This is a genomic window from Candidatus Brocadia sinica JPN1 (assembly GCF_000949635.1).
Lineage (GTDB): Bacteria > Planctomycetota > Brocadiia > Brocadiales > Brocadiaceae > Brocadia > Brocadia sinica.
In genome coordinates, this window is record NZ_BAFN01000001.1 from 2,598,606 (window position 1) to 2,613,833 (window position 15,228).

Annotated in this window: 19 protein-coding genes; all 19 read left to right on the forward strand. The window is 42.3% G+C overall.

Going from position 1 to position 15,228, the window contains the following annotated elements:
• Positions 1-4 precede the first annotated feature (4 nt).
• Positions 5-715: a phosphorylase family protein gene (locus BROSI_RS11775; protein ID WP_052563994.1), complete on the forward strand. Its 711-nt coding sequence runs from the start codon at positions 5-7 to the stop codon at positions 713-715.
• Between the two features lie 185 nt (positions 716-900).
• Positions 901-3,219: a replication restart helicase PriA gene (priA, locus tag BROSI_RS11780; protein WP_052563995.1), complete on the forward strand. Its 2,319-nt coding sequence runs from the start codon at positions 901-903 to the stop codon at positions 3,217-3,219.
• 243 nt (positions 3,220-3,462) lie between these two features.
• Positions 3,463-3,744, forward strand: coding sequence for a type II toxin-antitoxin system RelE/ParE family toxin (locus BROSI_RS11785; protein ID WP_052563996.1), 282 nt, complete (start codon positions 3,463-3,465; stop codon positions 3,742-3,744).
• Between the two features lie 15 nt (positions 3,745-3,759).
• Positions 3,760-4,086, forward strand: coding sequence for a HigA family addiction module antitoxin (locus BROSI_RS11790; protein WP_052563997.1), 327 nt, complete (start codon positions 3,760-3,762; stop codon positions 4,084-4,086).
• 229 nt (positions 4,087-4,315) lie between these two features.
• Positions 4,316-5,209 carry a hypothetical protein gene (locus tag BROSI_RS11795; protein WP_052563998.1) on the forward strand — a complete coding sequence of 298 codons (894 nt, stop codon included), beginning with the start codon at positions 4,316-4,318 and terminating at the stop codon, positions 5,207-5,209.
• A 189-nt stretch (positions 5,210-5,398) separates the two neighbouring features.
• Entirely contained in the window at positions 5,399-5,563 is a 165-nt protein-coding gene (locus BROSI_RS21415; RefSeq protein ID WP_082059191.1) for a ribbon-helix-helix domain-containing protein, read from the forward strand.
• A 118-nt stretch (positions 5,564-5,681) separates the two neighbouring features.
• Positions 5,682-6,371, forward strand: coding sequence for a bifunctional DNA primase/polymerase (locus BROSI_RS11800; RefSeq protein ID WP_052563999.1), 690 nt, complete (start codon positions 5,682-5,684; stop codon positions 6,369-6,371).
• A gap of 8 nt (positions 6,372-6,379) precedes the next feature.
• On the forward strand, positions 6,380-7,342 hold the full coding sequence (locus BROSI_RS11805; RefSeq protein WP_157842504.1) for an AAA family ATPase: 963 nt from the start codon (positions 6,380-6,382) through the stop codon (positions 7,340-7,342).
• A gap of 28 nt (positions 7,343-7,370) precedes the next feature.
• Positions 7,371-7,712 carry a hypothetical protein gene (locus BROSI_RS11810; protein WP_052564001.1) on the forward strand — a complete coding sequence of 114 codons (342 nt, stop codon included), beginning with the start codon at positions 7,371-7,373 and terminating at the stop codon, positions 7,710-7,712.
• A 60-nt stretch (positions 7,713-7,772) separates the two neighbouring features.
• Positions 7,773-8,345: a hypothetical protein gene (locus tag BROSI_RS11815; RefSeq protein WP_052564002.1), complete on the forward strand. Its 573-nt coding sequence runs from the start codon at positions 7,773-7,775 to the stop codon at positions 8,343-8,345.
• Between the two features lie 90 nt (positions 8,346-8,435).
• On the forward strand, positions 8,436-8,879 hold the full coding sequence (locus tag BROSI_RS11820) for a hypothetical protein (RefSeq protein WP_157842505.1): 444 nt from the start codon (positions 8,436-8,438) through the stop codon (positions 8,877-8,879).
• Between the two features lie 249 nt (positions 8,880-9,128).
• A complete protein-coding gene (locus BROSI_RS11825; RefSeq protein ID WP_052564004.1) occupies positions 9,129-9,635 on the forward strand; it encodes a hypothetical protein in 507 nt (168 codons plus the stop codon).
• The gene (locus BROSI_RS19910; RefSeq protein WP_157842506.1) at positions 9,622-9,777 is read left to right on the forward strand and encodes a hypothetical protein; all 156 of its coding nucleotides are present in this window, start codon (positions 9,622-9,624) and stop codon (positions 9,775-9,777) included. The genes BROSI_RS11825 and BROSI_RS19910 overlap by 14 nt, the downstream gene beginning before the upstream one ends.
• Positions 9,765-9,971, forward strand: coding sequence for a hypothetical protein (locus tag BROSI_RS11830; protein WP_052564005.1), 207 nt, complete (start codon positions 9,765-9,767; stop codon positions 9,969-9,971). The genes BROSI_RS19910 and BROSI_RS11830 overlap by 13 nt, the downstream gene beginning before the upstream one ends.
• Positions 9,972-10,366: 395 nt before the next feature.
• Entirely contained in the window at positions 10,367-10,576 is a 210-nt protein-coding gene (locus BROSI_RS11835) for a hypothetical protein (RefSeq protein WP_052564006.1), read from the forward strand.
• Positions 10,577-10,644: 68 nt separating this feature from the next.
• Positions 10,645-10,863, forward strand: coding sequence for a helix-turn-helix transcriptional regulator (locus BROSI_RS11840; RefSeq protein ID WP_052564007.1), 219 nt, complete (start codon positions 10,645-10,647; stop codon positions 10,861-10,863).
• A 62-nt stretch (positions 10,864-10,925) separates the two neighbouring features.
• Positions 10,926-11,981 carry a tyrosine-type recombinase/integrase gene (locus tag BROSI_RS11845; RefSeq protein WP_052564008.1) on the forward strand — a complete coding sequence of 352 codons (1,056 nt, stop codon included), beginning with the start codon at positions 10,926-10,928 and terminating at the stop codon, positions 11,979-11,981.
• Between the two features lie 282 nt (positions 11,982-12,263).
• Positions 12,264-13,778, forward strand: coding sequence for an IMP dehydrogenase (guaB, locus tag BROSI_RS11850; RefSeq protein WP_052564009.1), 1,515 nt, complete (start codon positions 12,264-12,266; stop codon positions 13,776-13,778).
• Between the two features lie 35 nt (positions 13,779-13,813).
• Positions 13,814-15,160, forward strand: coding sequence for a CCA tRNA nucleotidyltransferase (locus BROSI_RS11855; RefSeq protein ID WP_052564010.1), 1,347 nt, complete (start codon positions 13,814-13,816; stop codon positions 15,158-15,160).
• Positions 15,161-15,228: the final 68 nt, after the last annotated feature.

Genomic DNA, 15,228 nt, shown 5'->3' on the forward strand with positions numbered 1-15,228 from the left:
ATCTATGTCAAACTTTAAGACTCTGTTCGGTATAGAATCATCAGTCATTCAAAAGACCTGCGTCGTTGTTCCCTATCTAATGCCGGGCATTCTTAAGGCACTTGGGATTGAAGGGCTGAAAAAGGGGAAGCTCTATGCAACGGCCAATGCCGATGCGTTTACCTTTATGAAAGCCGGTATTGGCGCCTTGCTTGTTGGTGATGCAATCCTATATCTGGAAGAGACGAACTGTCAGGAGATCATTTACTTTGGCTCCTGCGGTCTGGTGCAGGAAACAGGCCAGTTAACCATCGGCAGTCTTGTTTGTCCCAAGGCATGTTTGTCTTTTGAAAGCTTTACGGACACCATTTTAAGACATACGAATAAGATTACTACCCAATACCCTGACCAAACGTTATTTCAGCCTTTTTTGACTCATGATCCAGGCCAAAAAATCCAGCCTGTGATTGGGATGAGTATAGGCTCCCTGAAGTGTGAGGAAGCCTACAAAGAATTTTTTGGTGAAAAAGGTATCGAGGTAATCGACATGGAATGCTCGGCCTTTTTTAGTGCAGCGCAGTACATCAAAAGAAAGGCAGTTGCCCTTTTGTATGTAACCGATGTCATCGGCAAAAAATCCTTTTTTGAACCGCTCGAACTACAAGATAAATTACAAATTGATTATGCAATTCAAACCGCCTGCAAGGTAATACGGTCATTTTATAAAGAAAGATAAACCCGGGATAGTACGTCAGACTGCCTTCCTGCATTACGCTTTATATACCTTGACATAATGCTCCCTCTTTTGCTAGTATCTTACCATGAAAATTATTCTGTACACTTAGACACTCAGCTGCTTTTAGCGCAACCGGGATGGTTGCGCTGCCAGATTGAATTTCCTGTATATTAAAATAGGAATTTATGCCTACCAGCCTCCTAAATCAGAACTCACCTTCACCATATTCCACTGATATCAAATCGGAAACGCACATCACGTCCACAAATCAGCTGCCTCAAAAATTATACGCTGAAGTGGTTGTCAATATTCCCTTAAATAAGGTGTTTCACTATAGTGTCTCCCCACATTTACGAGAAAACCTTACTGCTGGTATGCGGGTAAAAATACCCTTTGGCAATAAGATAATTGCCGGATTTTGTGTCGGATTTACCCACACTCCATTTACTGACAAAACAAAAGATATCATCGGTGTAATCGATAAGATCCCACTGATCGACGACCTCATGCTCAAGATTACAAAGTGGTTATCGTCTCATTACTGCTGTGGATGGGGAGAAGCGATCTCTGCCGTTATTCCACCCGTTGTGCGCAGTAAGAAAAAAGAGAAGTGGAATGGGTTTGTTCGGCGCAATGAACATACCGTGACACTCGACCATGATACCCTCTTAAACATGAAAGTCCGAGCGCCAAAACAGGCCAAGGTACTCGAAATCCTTTTAGAACATCCTACCGAAATAAGCGCCAAAGAATTGATCCGCATCAGTGGCTGCAAGATGCCCGGCCTTCGTCAATTGGAGAAAAAAGGTTTTGTCATCCTTGAAAACAAGCTTCCTGATGCAGCCAATACGCCTCGTACTATTGACCGATTGCAGCAACACTTAACCCTTACCCAGGAACAGCAAAACGCCTTTGATATCATTAACAAAAAACTTGAACAGCCCAAGCCGGGCATTATATTGCTTCACGGCATTACGGGCAGCGGGAAGACGGAACTCTACCTTCAAACCATCACAAAGGCGCTTGAGTATGGTCGCAAGGCCATATACCTCGTTCCTGAAATATCTCTCACCCCACAGACCATTCAAAGAATAAAGGCGCGGTTCGACAAGGTGGCCGTATTACACAGCAACCTCCTGGGAACCGTCCACCAATCGCAATGGAACGATATTAAAGAAGGCAAGGTGGACATAGTCGTCGGTGCGCGATCCTCCATATTTGCCCCTTTGAAAAATGTCGGATTGATCATTATCGATGAGGAACATGAAAACACCTATAAGCAGGAAAATATTCCCCGTTACAATGCCAGGGATATCGCTATACTCAGAGCGACCTGTGAAAACGCCCTGGTGATCATGGGGACGGCCACGCCCTCCCTGGAAAGTTACTCTCAGGCACTGAACGGAAGCTACGAAAAGATCGTCCTTTCAAAGAGGATTGGTGAACGGCAACTCCCCCCTGTCGATATTGTAGACATGGGTGAAGAAGTCCGCAAACGCCGTGGATACAACATTATTTCCCAACGGTTGCAATATTACATGAACCAATCCCTTGCCCGAAATGAACAGGTGATCTTGTTTTTGAACCGGAGAGGGTTTGCACCGTATATTCACTGTAAACGGTGTGGATTTGTACTAAAATGCCATCGATGTGATATCCCGATGACCTTTCATAAAAAATTTAATACTACGTTATGCCATTATTGCCATGCGGAAGCTCACCCCCCTGAATCATGCCCGGATTGCCTGGCCAATACTATGAACTATCGTGGTTTTGGGACAGAAAAAATTGAAGATGAAATCAAGAACAAGTTCCCCAATCATACAATCATACGGATGGACAGCGATTCCATGCGTGTACGTGATGCACACGAAAAGGCCTTGACTGCATTTGAACGGGGGGAGTTCCAGATATTGCTCGGTACACAGATGATTGCAAAGGGATTGGATTTTCCCAATGTTACCCTGGTAGGGGTAATCTCGGCAGACACGATACTGAACCTGCCCGATTTCCGTGCAAGCGAACGGACATTCCAACTCATTTCACAGGTTGCAGGCCGGACAGGCAGGGGAACAAAGGGCGGGCGGGTAGTGGTGCAATCCTTTAACCCCAGACACTACAGCATCACGTATGCAGCAGCCCATGATTATGAAGGATTTGCAAGAAAAGAACTGGAATACAGAAAACAATTGAATTATCCTCCTTTTGGAAAATTAGCACGGATTGTCTTCCGGAGTCCGCAGGAAAACAAAGCCAAAGAGAAATCCTCTATCGTTGGCGACAAACTGAAAGAACTTGCAAAAATCAATGGGAACCATCTGGAAATACTCGGACCGTCACCGGCCCCCATGACGAAAATCAATAACCTGTTCAGATGGCATATTTTATTAAAGACACAAGACCATGCAAGTATTCACACCGCCCTCCACGGCGTAGCAGACATGCTAAAACCGACAAAAAGCGTGCAAACGATGGTTGATGTTGACCCCTATATGATGTTATGAAAACGGGTATTTTTGACCATTTTTGTAAGTGGCTGGTAGTGTGTCCTTTACGACTGTAATACTTTGAAATAAAATAACTTACGATACAAATTCATTTCCTTTTGATTCCTGCTGATTCCTGAGCATTTCCCCTGTGTCGGTCACGTTTTGGTCACAGTAAACGAATAATATTCTTTACTGTTATAACCCTATGTGTTATATTATCTCAGTGTTTAAGCAAATCCTTACTATCATAAAAAGACCGTGATTAAATCCTTCAAAGATAAAGATACTGAAAAATTGTATGTAACAAGTAAAAGCAGAAAGTTTGCCTCTTCTGTGTATAAAATTGGATTACGGAAATTAGATTATCTGAATGCAGCACATACCTTGAATGATTTAAAAGTGCCACCAGGAAACAAGCTGGAAGCATTAAAAGGCAGTTATGAAGGGAAACACAGCATAAGGATTAACGATCAATACCGTATCGTATTTAGGTTTGAAGGATCACATGCTTATGATGTGGAAATTACAGACTATCATTAAAAGAAAGGCGGGAATATGATTGCATTAAAAAGAAAGCCAACGCATCCGGGCGAAATCTTAAAGAAGGATTTTTTAGAATCTTTAGGGTTGACTCAATCACAGTTAGCAAAAGAAATTCATACCACATTTAGGACGATAAATGAAATCGTGAATGAGAAAAGGAATATCAGTCCTGAAATGGCCGTTAGATTATCAAGGTATTTTGAAACATCGGCTGAACTCTGGTTAAATCTTCAAAGCCAGTACGATCTTTATATTGTAACTGAAAAAAGGGGCGACAGCTTGAAAGACATAAAACCCTTTAGAAGACCTGTTAAGGCCGGAGAGATGGAGACGGTTTAAGAAAATTTCCGTTCTCAGACGCTATAAAACCGGCCTAAAAACGCTTCCGAAGGGAGTCTGCATGGGTAAGGTCGATGAAGTACTTCCGTGTGTGTTTTTTGTAGGTTTTAGATAGGTTTTTCGGGGTTAAATTGAAAATTTAAGGGATAGCTCCTGCAGGGCGACAAGGTCACATTCCTGAGTGACCTTCCCTTAATTTACTTTTCAGGGTTACTACAGGAGGTAGCAGATGGAGCAAGAAGAAAATAAATCAAGTGGTGATGCATGGGATATACTTGTTAACCGACACGGCATTGCGTATAAAGACGAATATGAGCCAATATTTGAGCAATTAGAAAAGACGATAGAGAAAAGTCTTTTAGAGCGTATTAAGCACACGAAAAAGAGATGTGTTCTACTAGTTGGAAGCGATAAGGACTTAATTCGTAAGATTGCATGTTTGATTTATTGTTACAGCGACACGTTCGGCTTTCACTATGTGGATTGCCTGAACGAAAAAAACATAGATGATAAACTTTCTCAGTTTAAACGAGGTACAGTATTTTTAGAGGATATAGACAGCAAAGACCTCCCACTGATTAAACGGATTGACACCAGAATAACGGACTTTCTCAATGCTGGTTCCGGGCTTTCCTATACATTCAATGGCGTTAAAAAGACCACACCGCAAGGGCAATTAATAATCAGCGCTTCCGATGCAGATAACCTTCCACAGTATTTTACTTCAAAGTTTAATATTATTCCCCTTGAACCAGCGAAGAAAGACCTTCCCGCAAGCACGCAACAGGATATACAAAAGATTACGGCGCTCTTTTATGATGACGCAAAAAGCATCTTGTTTTTAGATGATGAAAAATGCTGTGAATTGACAAAAGATGAGCAAGCATTGGTTGATTATTTAAGACAAGATAGCCAACATTTTAGCGACATAATTACCCATTTTCAATCAAGAAAAGAATATTCTAACACAAACTGGAGCCGGGGGAATTTTGACAACCTTCAGTCCGATTTAAACAAGAAAACCGTAAAAAAATTAGGTGTAAAACTGATTCAAAACTTGGAAAAAAGAAGCGGAAAGTATGGCTTATTTGTAAAGATAAAAGACAAAAAATTCAAAAAGTAAGATAGCCGGTAAGATATTGGTAAGATACGTCAATCTTACTAAGAATCAATAAAATACCAGTAAAATCAAGGGAATTGAGCGAATGTAAAAAGTAAGATAGAAAGTAAGATTTTCATAGTTGTATAAAATAGGCCGTGTGCTGACGTGTGTTAGCCATGGCCTTTTTTATTTCAATCGAAAGGAGCATGTATGGAAGGAATTAAGTTTTTCAATTTTGCAATTCCAATCGAGACATATAAAAAACTCAAAGCCCGTTCCAATAGAACGGGGAAGCCTATTTCTGAAATGTTGAGGGAGGCGATTGAGATTGTTTTGAAAACACGAAACGGGAACCCGACTACAACGAAAGGCTAGGCATGGCAAATGAAAACGTTTGCGAAAAGAATCATTGTTTGGCTGGCCGTCCGCAAATACATAACTGAAACATTTGCGCGGCGGTTGATTGCCTTTTTGAATTTAGGGAACGCTTAAGATGAAATCGACACTTGAAGCGGCATTGTCATATCGAAATCAAGGATTCAGCATTGTCCCATCGAATCCCCGGACAAAGGCTCCATTGGTTCCATGGGCTGAATTTCAAGGCCGGATGCCGACCGAAAATGAAGTTGTTTCGTGGTTTAAACAATATCCCAAGGCAATGATTTCGCTAGTAACCGGCCAAAACTCCGGGGTAACGGTAGTTGATGCAGATTCTCCAGAGGCTATTTCCAGAATTGAAGAAATTCTTCCAGAATCTCTTGAACTGCCCTGTGTGCAAACTCCGAGGGGTGGCAAACATTTCTATTTTGCTTACGATCCATCTATACCCACAAAAGCCGGGGTGCTTCCTAATATTGATACCCGGAGTGATGGCGGTTGTTGCGTGTGCCCTCCCTCTTGCAATAGTAGTGGCAAAAAATATATATGGTTGAACGGTTCCGAACTTCCCAGAGAAGCCTTGCCGGAAATGCCTGAGGGCTTGTACCGTATGTTAACTGAGACTCAGTCTCAACCCACTGCCATGTGTGCGACCTCAAGGGAGCACACCATTAATAACATACATACTATATATAATAAAAAACTAATAATAGGGAGGGTGACGACAATTTTGACGACACCCCTCCTCTCTTTTCCGAAGGTCGTCGAGACACAGATTTGTTTACACTTGCCAATTCCCTTGTAAAATCAGGCATGCCAGAGCGAGACATCTTCAAATACCTTGAATTTATTATACATTCATGGGGTGAACATGACGAAACATGGATAAATATTAAGATTCAAAGCGCTCTGAAAAGGCAAGAAAAGCGGGATGGGAAGTTTTCGGACGAAGTTAAAGAGTGGATTTTGTCGTCAAAAGGCATCTTTTTGTCGTCAGATGTCGTCAAAAGTCTCCAAGTGTCGTCAAGGGATGAGCAAAAGAATTTGTCAAAGATTCTCTCCCGTCTGTGTGACGAGGGTGTTATTGAGCGTCATGGAAACAAAAACGGTTGTTTTCGCAAGATCGAAAAAGATTACGAGATTATAGACCTGTCCAGTGTTTCTGTAACCCCCCTCCCAATTGTATGGCCGTTCAATATCCATGAAAAAGTTTACATACTACCTAAGTCGGTTGGCGTTATTGCAGGCCAAACCGATGCAGGTAAGTCAGCCTATTGCCTCAATTTTGCCTACATGAATAGGGAGCGAATGAAGGTCAGGTATCTAACCAGTGAAATGGGCGCACAAGAAATCAAAAGCCGGATTTCGCATTTAAATGTTCCTGATGTGGAATGGGAAAAAATTGAGTTTATCGAACGTTCGGGCAATTTCCAAGACTTGGTGTTGTCGGATGGAATAACAGTAATTGATTATATGGAAAAGACGGAAAATTTCTACGAAATCGCTAGGGATATAAAAGAGATTTTCGACCGTCTAAAAACGGGTTTTTGCCTGATTTCAATTCAAAAGAAAGAAGGCCAAGACTTTGGCCGTGGCGGTGATTTTTCCGCAGAAAAGTCAAGGCTGTATCTGAGCATGTCGCCAGGGCGTTTAAAAATTGTAAAGGCAAAAAACTGGGTAAAACCCGATGTTAACCCAAATCGCATGGAATGTGAATTCAAATTAGTGGGCGGGATTAAATTTATCCAGACAAGTGGCTGGAAAAGACCTGATTAAAACTTTTACCAAATGGAGGAAAAAATAGGTGATTATAACCGGTGAAACTTTAACCACTCATTTTAGAGAACAAGAGTCGAGGCGTGAGTCGATAAGGCAAAATTTAACCTGGGAGACTGTAATTGCAATTGATCCTTATTTTGATGATTTACTGTCCGAAATTGAGGGCATAGAGCCAGGGGAAAAGTTTTGCGCCAATAATATTTGGTACAAAAAATACAAGCCTATCATTCTAAACCGGGTGGGCTGGTATGCCCCTAACTATGCTCCGGAGATTTTAAAAATTGAGCGTGCCTATGATCTTGTATATCAAAGACTTTATAATGCGTTACCCGATTGTAAGGGTTGCGGGTGTTTTACAGGTTTTTAAACTTCTTATCTTTTTTTTACGGGTTTAACTTTTATCAGTCTTTTTTTGGAGGTGTGGAAAATGTCGAATATTGAAACAGCAGTGAAGGGATTTAAATTGAAGCAAAAAGAGGTTGTTTTTGCCGGGGAAAAGTTAACCGAGCTAACCCGGCGGGGCGATGATGTCCGGGAAAATTTACCCCGTCTTGAAAGGAATGTCGAGTCAGTCAGGGCGCAGAGAGAGCAAATTGTTGATAAGCTTATCTTGAATACGGTGTCACGAGACGATTTTGGGAAAAATGAGGAATTTAGAAAAGTCCAGAAATCGCTGGAAGATGCTGAAAAAGCAGTCGAAGGTGAGAGGCTTATAAGTGAGGCCGTTTCCAGGCAAATCAAAAAAATTGAATCAGAACTCCCTCGGCTTCACACACAAGTACAGTTGGCTGAAAGGAGAGTTTGGGAAACGATTTCAGCAGAATTCGAAAGCCAGATTAGTGATGATATCAAAGAAACGGTGACGACAATAGTTGCAATCGGTGCTCAGACGGGCAGGACACGGCAATTTATCTTGGATTGCCTTTTCCCGAATCCCAGCAGCGGTGAAACCCAGGAAATCCAAAAGGGGTTGCGTGAGGAATACAGTTTGATCGATTAATCGGCTACCTCCAGGCCGATTCCTGGCATGGGGTGTTTCCGTGATAGCATCCCATGCCTTTCTTTAAACATTTTTTACGAAAGGAAACATATGATGAACCTATTAACAGAAGTCGATCCAAAAACAGGAAGAAAAACTCTCAGTCCCATTTATCAAACTTTAAGAAATAGGAAAAGGGCGGGGAGTCACAAGGACGAACCCGAGCAAAAATCAGTCATAACTAGGCGTGAAGTGGTTGGACGGACTCAGAAACCCGAACCTGCTTCAACAATTACGGTAAGCCAAAGGCAAGCTTTGATTGACCTGCAAAAATACAAATCAGGCGAGCGAATCGACATGAGATGTCGCACTCCGCAAACTGCCGAGATACCTGAACCGGTAAAAGCTCTTTCGTTTGAAGAGCAAATAATTAGTGATTGGAAAAATGATTCAGCATTGCAAAGAGAATTCACGTCATTCAATAATTATACTTCCTTTATGAAGGCGCAAAGGGAAGGTCGGACGAAGATTCATCGGGGTTGTGTCGTGAAATAGCGGGAGTCCTCCATTAGCCGTCCGTAGCTCCCGTGTCTCGTTTCATACTACGGACGGCATTACTTCACAGGAAAAAGAAGTGTATCGTAAGTTGTTTAAAATAAAGGCTTTGTGATAAAAGTGGGTCCTTGGAAAAAACTTTTTTTGTACGGGTTTGGAACAACCGTAGAGTTCATCCAGTCCCAGGGGCTAATCTAGGGTTTATGTTTTGGTTACTAAATAACAATCATTACAGATTAGGGGGAATTTATGGCGAGTAAAAAACAAGTGAATCTTAGGGAATTATCAAAAATTTTGCAGATTTCGCAGCCCACAATCCGAGACTGGATTTTAAAAGGTTGTCCTGCGGAAAGGACAAGTAAGGGCTTCCTTTTCGTTCCTGATGAGGTTTTTTCTTGGAGAGAAAAGTATCTATCTGAGAAAAAGCAGAGCAGTGAAGGTTATGAGCGGGCAAGAACCGAGCGTATGATCTGGTTGGCAAAGCAGGCGGAACTTAACTATAAAAAGCAAGAGGGTATTCTTGTTGATGCTGGCGAAGTAAAGCAGGCAGCATTTGAAACGGCACGGCAGGTCAGGGATGGTTTGCTAAATATTCCAAATCGGATATCTGACCTTTTAGTCGGTGAAATCAACTCAGCGGGGAGGATTGATGGGGCAAAGGTTAAAGAAATTTTGGACAAGGAACTACGCCAGGCGCTTGAAGCCCTGAGCGATAATCTTAACAAATCAACGGAGGTACACGATGATAAAAATTGAAGAAAGCAAGACCGAGCAATTAACCGTTCTATGGCTTCGATATTTCGAATTAATGTGCAAGCTAAAGTTATTGGCGAATGAAGCCATTTTGATAAAAGAGCAAATCAGGGTTTGGGAGGGTAAAGATATATGCCGGAATTGAAATTGGTGAGCGATAACGGCTTAAAATTAATCGGCATACCGCTGGCAATGACGCTAAACAACCTTCTGGACACCATAGAATCAAAGAAAAGAGATTTGTTTGAGAAAATAGGACGTGAGACTTGTAAGAAAAAGCTTATTTTTTTTGTCGGGGGGGGGGTAAGCAATGACACCAGCAATAGCAATCAGACTTGAATGTAAATGGTGCATGGGTAGCGTAAAAAGTTTTACATGCGATAGTGAATTTTGCAAATTGAACAACAAGTCTTTAACACCATTGAGGCGTATCAAAGCCCATTGCCTTGATTGTGTTGAGACACGACAAGAGGTTAGGGAGTGCACAGGGAAATTACTTTTTGAGGATAGACTTTGTTATTTGCATCCCTACCGATTTGGAACAAATCCAAAACGTGCAGGAATTGGAAGAAAAGGGGGAAACCCTAATATCAGAAATATCAAAAAAACACAATCTCACGATATGTTTTTGGCTTCTAAAAACGTTTCAGGATGTCTTCAACGTAGTCTAGGTCAATGAAGGTAATCAAAACGCTAAATTCTACTTATTTTTGAGATTTTTCAGGGTGGTAAATATGGAACAACTAATTGGACAGGCAAAAAGACTGGTTGCCAGGGGACTAAATCCCGACCGTAAATGGCTGGAATCTTCCCTGGATAGTTATAACGATGAATCTTACCGGGTATCGTTACTTGTCTTGGAAGGATCACCGGCGAAAGGATACATCATCGCAAATTACGGAACAGGACAGGTAATTGCTTTTGATGATGACGGCAAAGGCTAAAGACCTATCGTTTGTAGGATAGATAGTGAATCGGTCGAACTTAAACTTATAAACATTGCAGGGAAATAATGAAACGGTACGCAAATATTAAAGAAGTTTCTGAATATACGTCTTTGCCCGTTAAAACGCTTTACGAATGGGCAAGCTTAGGACGCATTCCTTCCATTAAACTGGGGAGGCGTGTCCTGTTTGATCTGAATGATATTGATAATTTTATGTCTTCCCTTAAGCGTGATACTGGCCATGATAAAAAAATCATTAAAAAGGTTATTGCCGATGTATGCTAAAGCATATATAATTTTAGACACAGTCCAAAGGACACCTTCCGGTCACGGGAAAGGGGGGAAGAATGTTTAAGCGTGACGGGGTATGGTGGGTATCCATTACGTATGGAGGGAGAAGGATAAGGAGGAGTACAGGGACACCAAAATTAGAGCTTGCAAAGGCTATTGAAGCCAAGTTAAGGACGGAATTAATTGAGGGAAAATATTTCGACCGATGCGAAGGGGAAGAAAAAACGTTTCAAGACATGGCAGACCGCTTCATGTTAGAGTATGCGCCGAAGAACTCGAAAAGGACGCAAATGCATTACAAGACAACCCTGGGGCATGCATTGCCTTTTTTTGGCAATATGAAGTTGACTTCGATCACACCAAAAAGGATAGCAGAATATAAAGCCATGAGGTACAGCAGGGGGATTAAACCGGGCACGTTTAATTTAGAACGGGCGATGTTTTCAAAGATGTTTAACGTTGCTATCCGGGAATGGGAATGGTTGAAGGAAAACTCAGTTAGTAAGGTTTCCAGAGACAGGGAAAATAACCATCGTGACAGGTGGTTATCTATAGAAGACGAACGGCGGTTATTGGAGAATATGCCTGAATGGTTGCGGGAAATTGTGTTATTGGCCCTACACACAGGTTTAAGACAAGACGAATTGCTTTCATTGACATGGGACAGGGCAAACCTTCTGCAAAGGACAATTGTTATCCAGAAGTCAAAAAACGGAAGGGCAAGGACTATCCCTTTAACCAGTGTTGCAATGGGTATTCTGGAAGAAAAGGCACGGATAAGGAATTTAAAGACAGACCTGGTATTTACGAATACTATAGGCAAAAAAATCGGTAAAAGCTGGGTGTTGGAGAATTTTATCATCGCTAGAAAGAAGGCGGGGCTTGATGACTTCCATTTTCATGACCTCAGACACACCTTTGCCACACGGCTTGCACAAAGAGGGGTTGACCTGTATACTATTTCAAAACTATTAGGCCATGTCAACATTGCCATGACACAGCGTTATGCACATCATTGCCAGGAAAGTTTAAGGGCGGGGATTGCAGTTTTGGAAAATTCAGGTCACGATTTAGTCACAGTTGGAGAAATCAGAAATGTGTCTAATGCCTGAAACCCTTGATTTTACTAGACAATTCAGGCGGTTTATGGCTTTGTTGATTACTATATGATGTTATAATTATTTCGTAAATCTTTTAAATTTAAGGATGATATAGAGTTGAAAGTTGGAAATTGAAAATTACAAATTCACAACTCAAAGTAATAACTTACTACTTTAAATCCATCCCAAGCTTAACATGCAAATGAAATTCCCTAAGCATCTTTAATATAAATACTTACAAATAAATATTTGCAGTGTAGTACTAACAATTATCGGAGGTAATAAATAATTCTTATGTCACCCAACGGATTGGACGCTAAAACATTTTTTGAGCGTGAAGGAGGTATCACCTATAATGATTTTATCCTACTGCCTGGTCATATTGATTTTACTCTCGACAAGATTGGTCTTGAGACCAACCTAACCCGTAACATAAAGATCAAAAGGCCCGTGGTTAGCTCTCCCATGGATACCGTAACTGAATCAAGGATGGCTATCAGCATGGCCATGCTTGGAGGTATCGGTATCATTCATTACAACAACAGCATCGAGGAACAGGTGAAGGAGGTGCGAAGGGTTAAAAGATTCGAGAATGGATTTATTACAGAACCTGTAGTCCTCAGCCCAAACCACACCATCCGGGATGTCGATACCCTCAAAGAAACCTATGGCTTTTCAGGTATCCCAATTACTGAAGATGGCACATTAAACTCGAAACTTATTGGTATCGTAACCAAGAGGGATATTGATTTTGAGGAAAATCGAACCAAAAAATTAAAAGAGGTAATGACCACCCAATTGGTTACCGCGCCAGCCGGGATTTCTCTTGCCGAGGGAAACAGGATACTGAAAGAAAGCAAGAAGGGAAAACTTCCCCTTGTTGATAAAAAAGGCCGTCTCGTATCTCTCATGAGTCGCACCGATTTACTGAAGAATGAGGACTTCCCCTTTGCTTCGAAAAACAAGGATAAACAACTCCTCGTTGGGGCAGCGCTTTCTACACGGGAGGATGATAAAGAACGGCTGGCAGAACTGGTGAAGGCAGGCGTCGATATTATCGTGATTGATTCCTCACAGGGTGATTCTGTTTTTCAAATTAACACGATCAAATACATCAAGCAAAAATACCCGCAGCTCGATGTGGTAGGAGGAAATGTCGTCACCGCCAAACAGTGCAAATCATTAATTGATGCAGGCGTCGATGCCCTTCGTATTGGTATGGGCAGCGGTTCTATCTGTATTACACAGGATACCCTTGCTGTGGGAAGGGCTCAGGGCTCGGCTGTGTACCATACCGCAAAATTCTCTAAAGAATACGCCAATATCCCTGTTATTGCGGACGGTGGCATAGCCAATATTGGGCACATTGTAAAGGCGTTATCCCTGGGCGCCAGCACGGTTATGATGGGAGGCTTGCTTGCCGGTACCAGTGAATCCCCCGGTGAATATTTTTACGAAGGTGGGGTTCGTGTGAAAAAATATCGGGGCATGGCGTCTCATGAGGCTATGGAAAAAGGAGGAGGAAAAAGGTATCTCTCTGTCGAAGACCGGATAAAAGTTGCGCAGGGTGTTACCGGTACGGTTGTAGATAAGGGGTCAGCCATCCATCTGGTTCAATACCTGATGCAAAGCTTACTCCATTCATTGCAGGAGCTTGGGCTCAGAAACATTCAAGAACTTCATAACGGACTCTATGAAGGTACACTCCGGTTTGAAATGCGGTCACCATCAGCCCAAACGGAAGGGGCCGTCCACAACCTTTACTCTTTTAAGGAACCGCATCTGGGTTTGTTACGAATGGGGAGATAAATTTTTTGTAAGCGCTCAGCAATCCGCAATCATCCATGACCGTTAAACAAAACGCTATAGAAATTGTAAAAACCTTGCAAGAACACGGCTATAAAGCCTTTTTTGCAGGCGGTTGTGTTCGCGACATGATCATAGGGAAGGAAACTGCCGATTATGACATCGCCACCAATGCCCTTCCCCAGGATGTCATGAAACTTTTTGAGAAGACCATTCCTGTTGGTGTACAGTTCGGCGTGGTTATTGTTGTTAAAAATAGTCACAACTTCGAGGTGGCCACCTTCCGCGCGGAAGGCTCATACAGCGACGGACGTCATCCTGATTATGTAGCCTTTTGTACCCCAGAAGACGATGTAAAGCGAAGAGACTTCACCATTAATGGTCTACTTTATGACCCTATAAAGAATGAGATACTTGATCACGTTGGTGGACGCGAGGATATTTCTCAGGGGATTATCAGAACTATTGGAAATCCCGTCGAACGATTCACTGAAGACAAGCTGCGTATGATACGGGCTGCCCGCTTTGCATGCCGCTTTCATTTCCCTATCCATCCTGATACAAAACAGGCGATTATTCAACTCGCAAAGAATATTCATGTAGTCAGCGCCGAACGCATACGGGAAGAGCTGGAAAAGATACTAACCGGACCAAATCCGCATATTGGTATTCAACTGTTGGATGAACTCCATCTTTTGCAAGAGGTACTGCCAGAGGTATCCAACATGAAAGGCGTGCGACAGCCCGAAAATTTTCATCCTGAAGGAGACGTCTTTGTACATACCCTCTTGTGCCTATCCAAGCTTTCCCCTGTCTCTGGACAGGGAATGGAGAAACCATCATTTACCTTAGCTATGGGAGTATTATTACACGATATCGGTAAAACTGTCACCTTTGAGGAGTTGGATCGGATTCGGTTCAATCTGCATGAAAAGGTGGGTGCGGATATGGCGGCAAGGATCTGTGACCGGATCAAGACTTCGAACGCTGAAAAGGAGCGGATTGTCTGGCTTGTCCTGAAACATCTCTATTTTAAGGATGCCCAAAAGATGCGACTGAACAAACTGAAGAGGCTGTTTGCAAACGAAGGCTATCCGGAACTAGCAGAGTTATGCAGAATTGATGCTCTTGCAAGTTGCGGCGACCTATCGGACTATCATTACTGTCAGGAGATGTTCAGTAAACTGAGTCACGAAGAGGTCAAACCCAAACCATTGATTACCGGTCACGACCTCATCATCATGGGATTAAAACCAGGCCCTCTGTTTAAAGATATTTTGACAAAAATTGAGGATGAGCAACTCGATGGCAACCTCACAACGAGGGATGCGGCCATTGAAGAGGTAAGGAGATTGATTTCTCAAATGAAAACTGTGCTCAAGTAAATACTTGACAAATTTTTATCACATTCATCATGCCGCTAAAGCGGCGCCCTGAAATCATGAAAATATTG

Coding starts and splice junctions, on each gene's coding strand:
- BROSI_RS11805 (WP_157842504.1), top strand. CDS start 6,380: ATGCCAGAGCGAGACATCTTCAAATACCTTGAATTTATTATACATTCA.
- BROSI_RS11830 (WP_052564005.1), top strand. CDS start 9,765: ATGCCGGAATTGAAATTGGTGAGCGATAACGGCTTAAAATTAATCGGC.
- BROSI_RS11835 (WP_052564006.1), top strand. CDS start 10,367: ATGGAACAACTAATTGGACAGGCAAAAAGACTGGTTGCCAGGGGACTA.
- priA (WP_052563995.1), top strand. CDS start 901: ATGCCTACCAGCCTCCTAAATCAGAACTCACCTTCACCATATTCCACT.
- guaB (WP_052564009.1), top strand. CDS start 12,264: ATGTCACCCAACGGATTGGACGCTAAAACATTTTTTGAGCGTGAAGGA.
- BROSI_RS19910 (WP_157842506.1), top strand. CDS start 9,622: ATGATAAAAATTGAAGAAAGCAAGACCGAGCAATTAACCGTTCTATGG.
- BROSI_RS11820 (WP_157842505.1), top strand. CDS start 8,436: ATGATGAACCTATTAACAGAAGTCGATCCAAAAACAGGAAGAAAAACT.
- BROSI_RS11855 (WP_052564010.1), top strand. CDS start 13,814: ATGACCGTTAAACAAAACGCTATAGAAATTGTAAAAACCTTGCAAGAA.
- BROSI_RS11845 (WP_052564008.1), top strand. CDS start 10,926: ATGTTTAAGCGTGACGGGGTATGGTGGGTATCCATTACGTATGGAGGG.
- BROSI_RS11825 (WP_052564004.1), top strand. CDS start 9,129: ATGGCGAGTAAAAAACAAGTGAATCTTAGGGAATTATCAAAAATTTTG.
- BROSI_RS21415 (WP_082059191.1), top strand. CDS start 5,399: ATGGAAGGAATTAAGTTTTTCAATTTTGCAATTCCAATCGAGACATAT.
- BROSI_RS11800 (WP_052563999.1), top strand. CDS start 5,682: ATGAAATCGACACTTGAAGCGGCATTGTCATATCGAAATCAAGGATTC.
- BROSI_RS11815 (WP_052564002.1), top strand. CDS start 7,773: ATGTCGAATATTGAAACAGCAGTGAAGGGATTTAAATTGAAGCAAAAA.
- BROSI_RS11790 (WP_052563997.1), top strand. CDS start 3,760: ATGATTGCATTAAAAAGAAAGCCAACGCATCCGGGCGAAATCTTAAAG.
- BROSI_RS11840 (WP_052564007.1), top strand. CDS start 10,645: ATGAAACGGTACGCAAATATTAAAGAAGTTTCTGAATATACGTCTTTG.
- BROSI_RS11775 (WP_052563994.1), top strand. CDS start 5: ATGTCAAACTTTAAGACTCTGTTCGGTATAGAATCATCAGTCATTCAA.
- BROSI_RS11795 (WP_052563998.1), top strand. CDS start 4,316: ATGGAGCAAGAAGAAAATAAATCAAGTGGTGATGCATGGGATATACTT.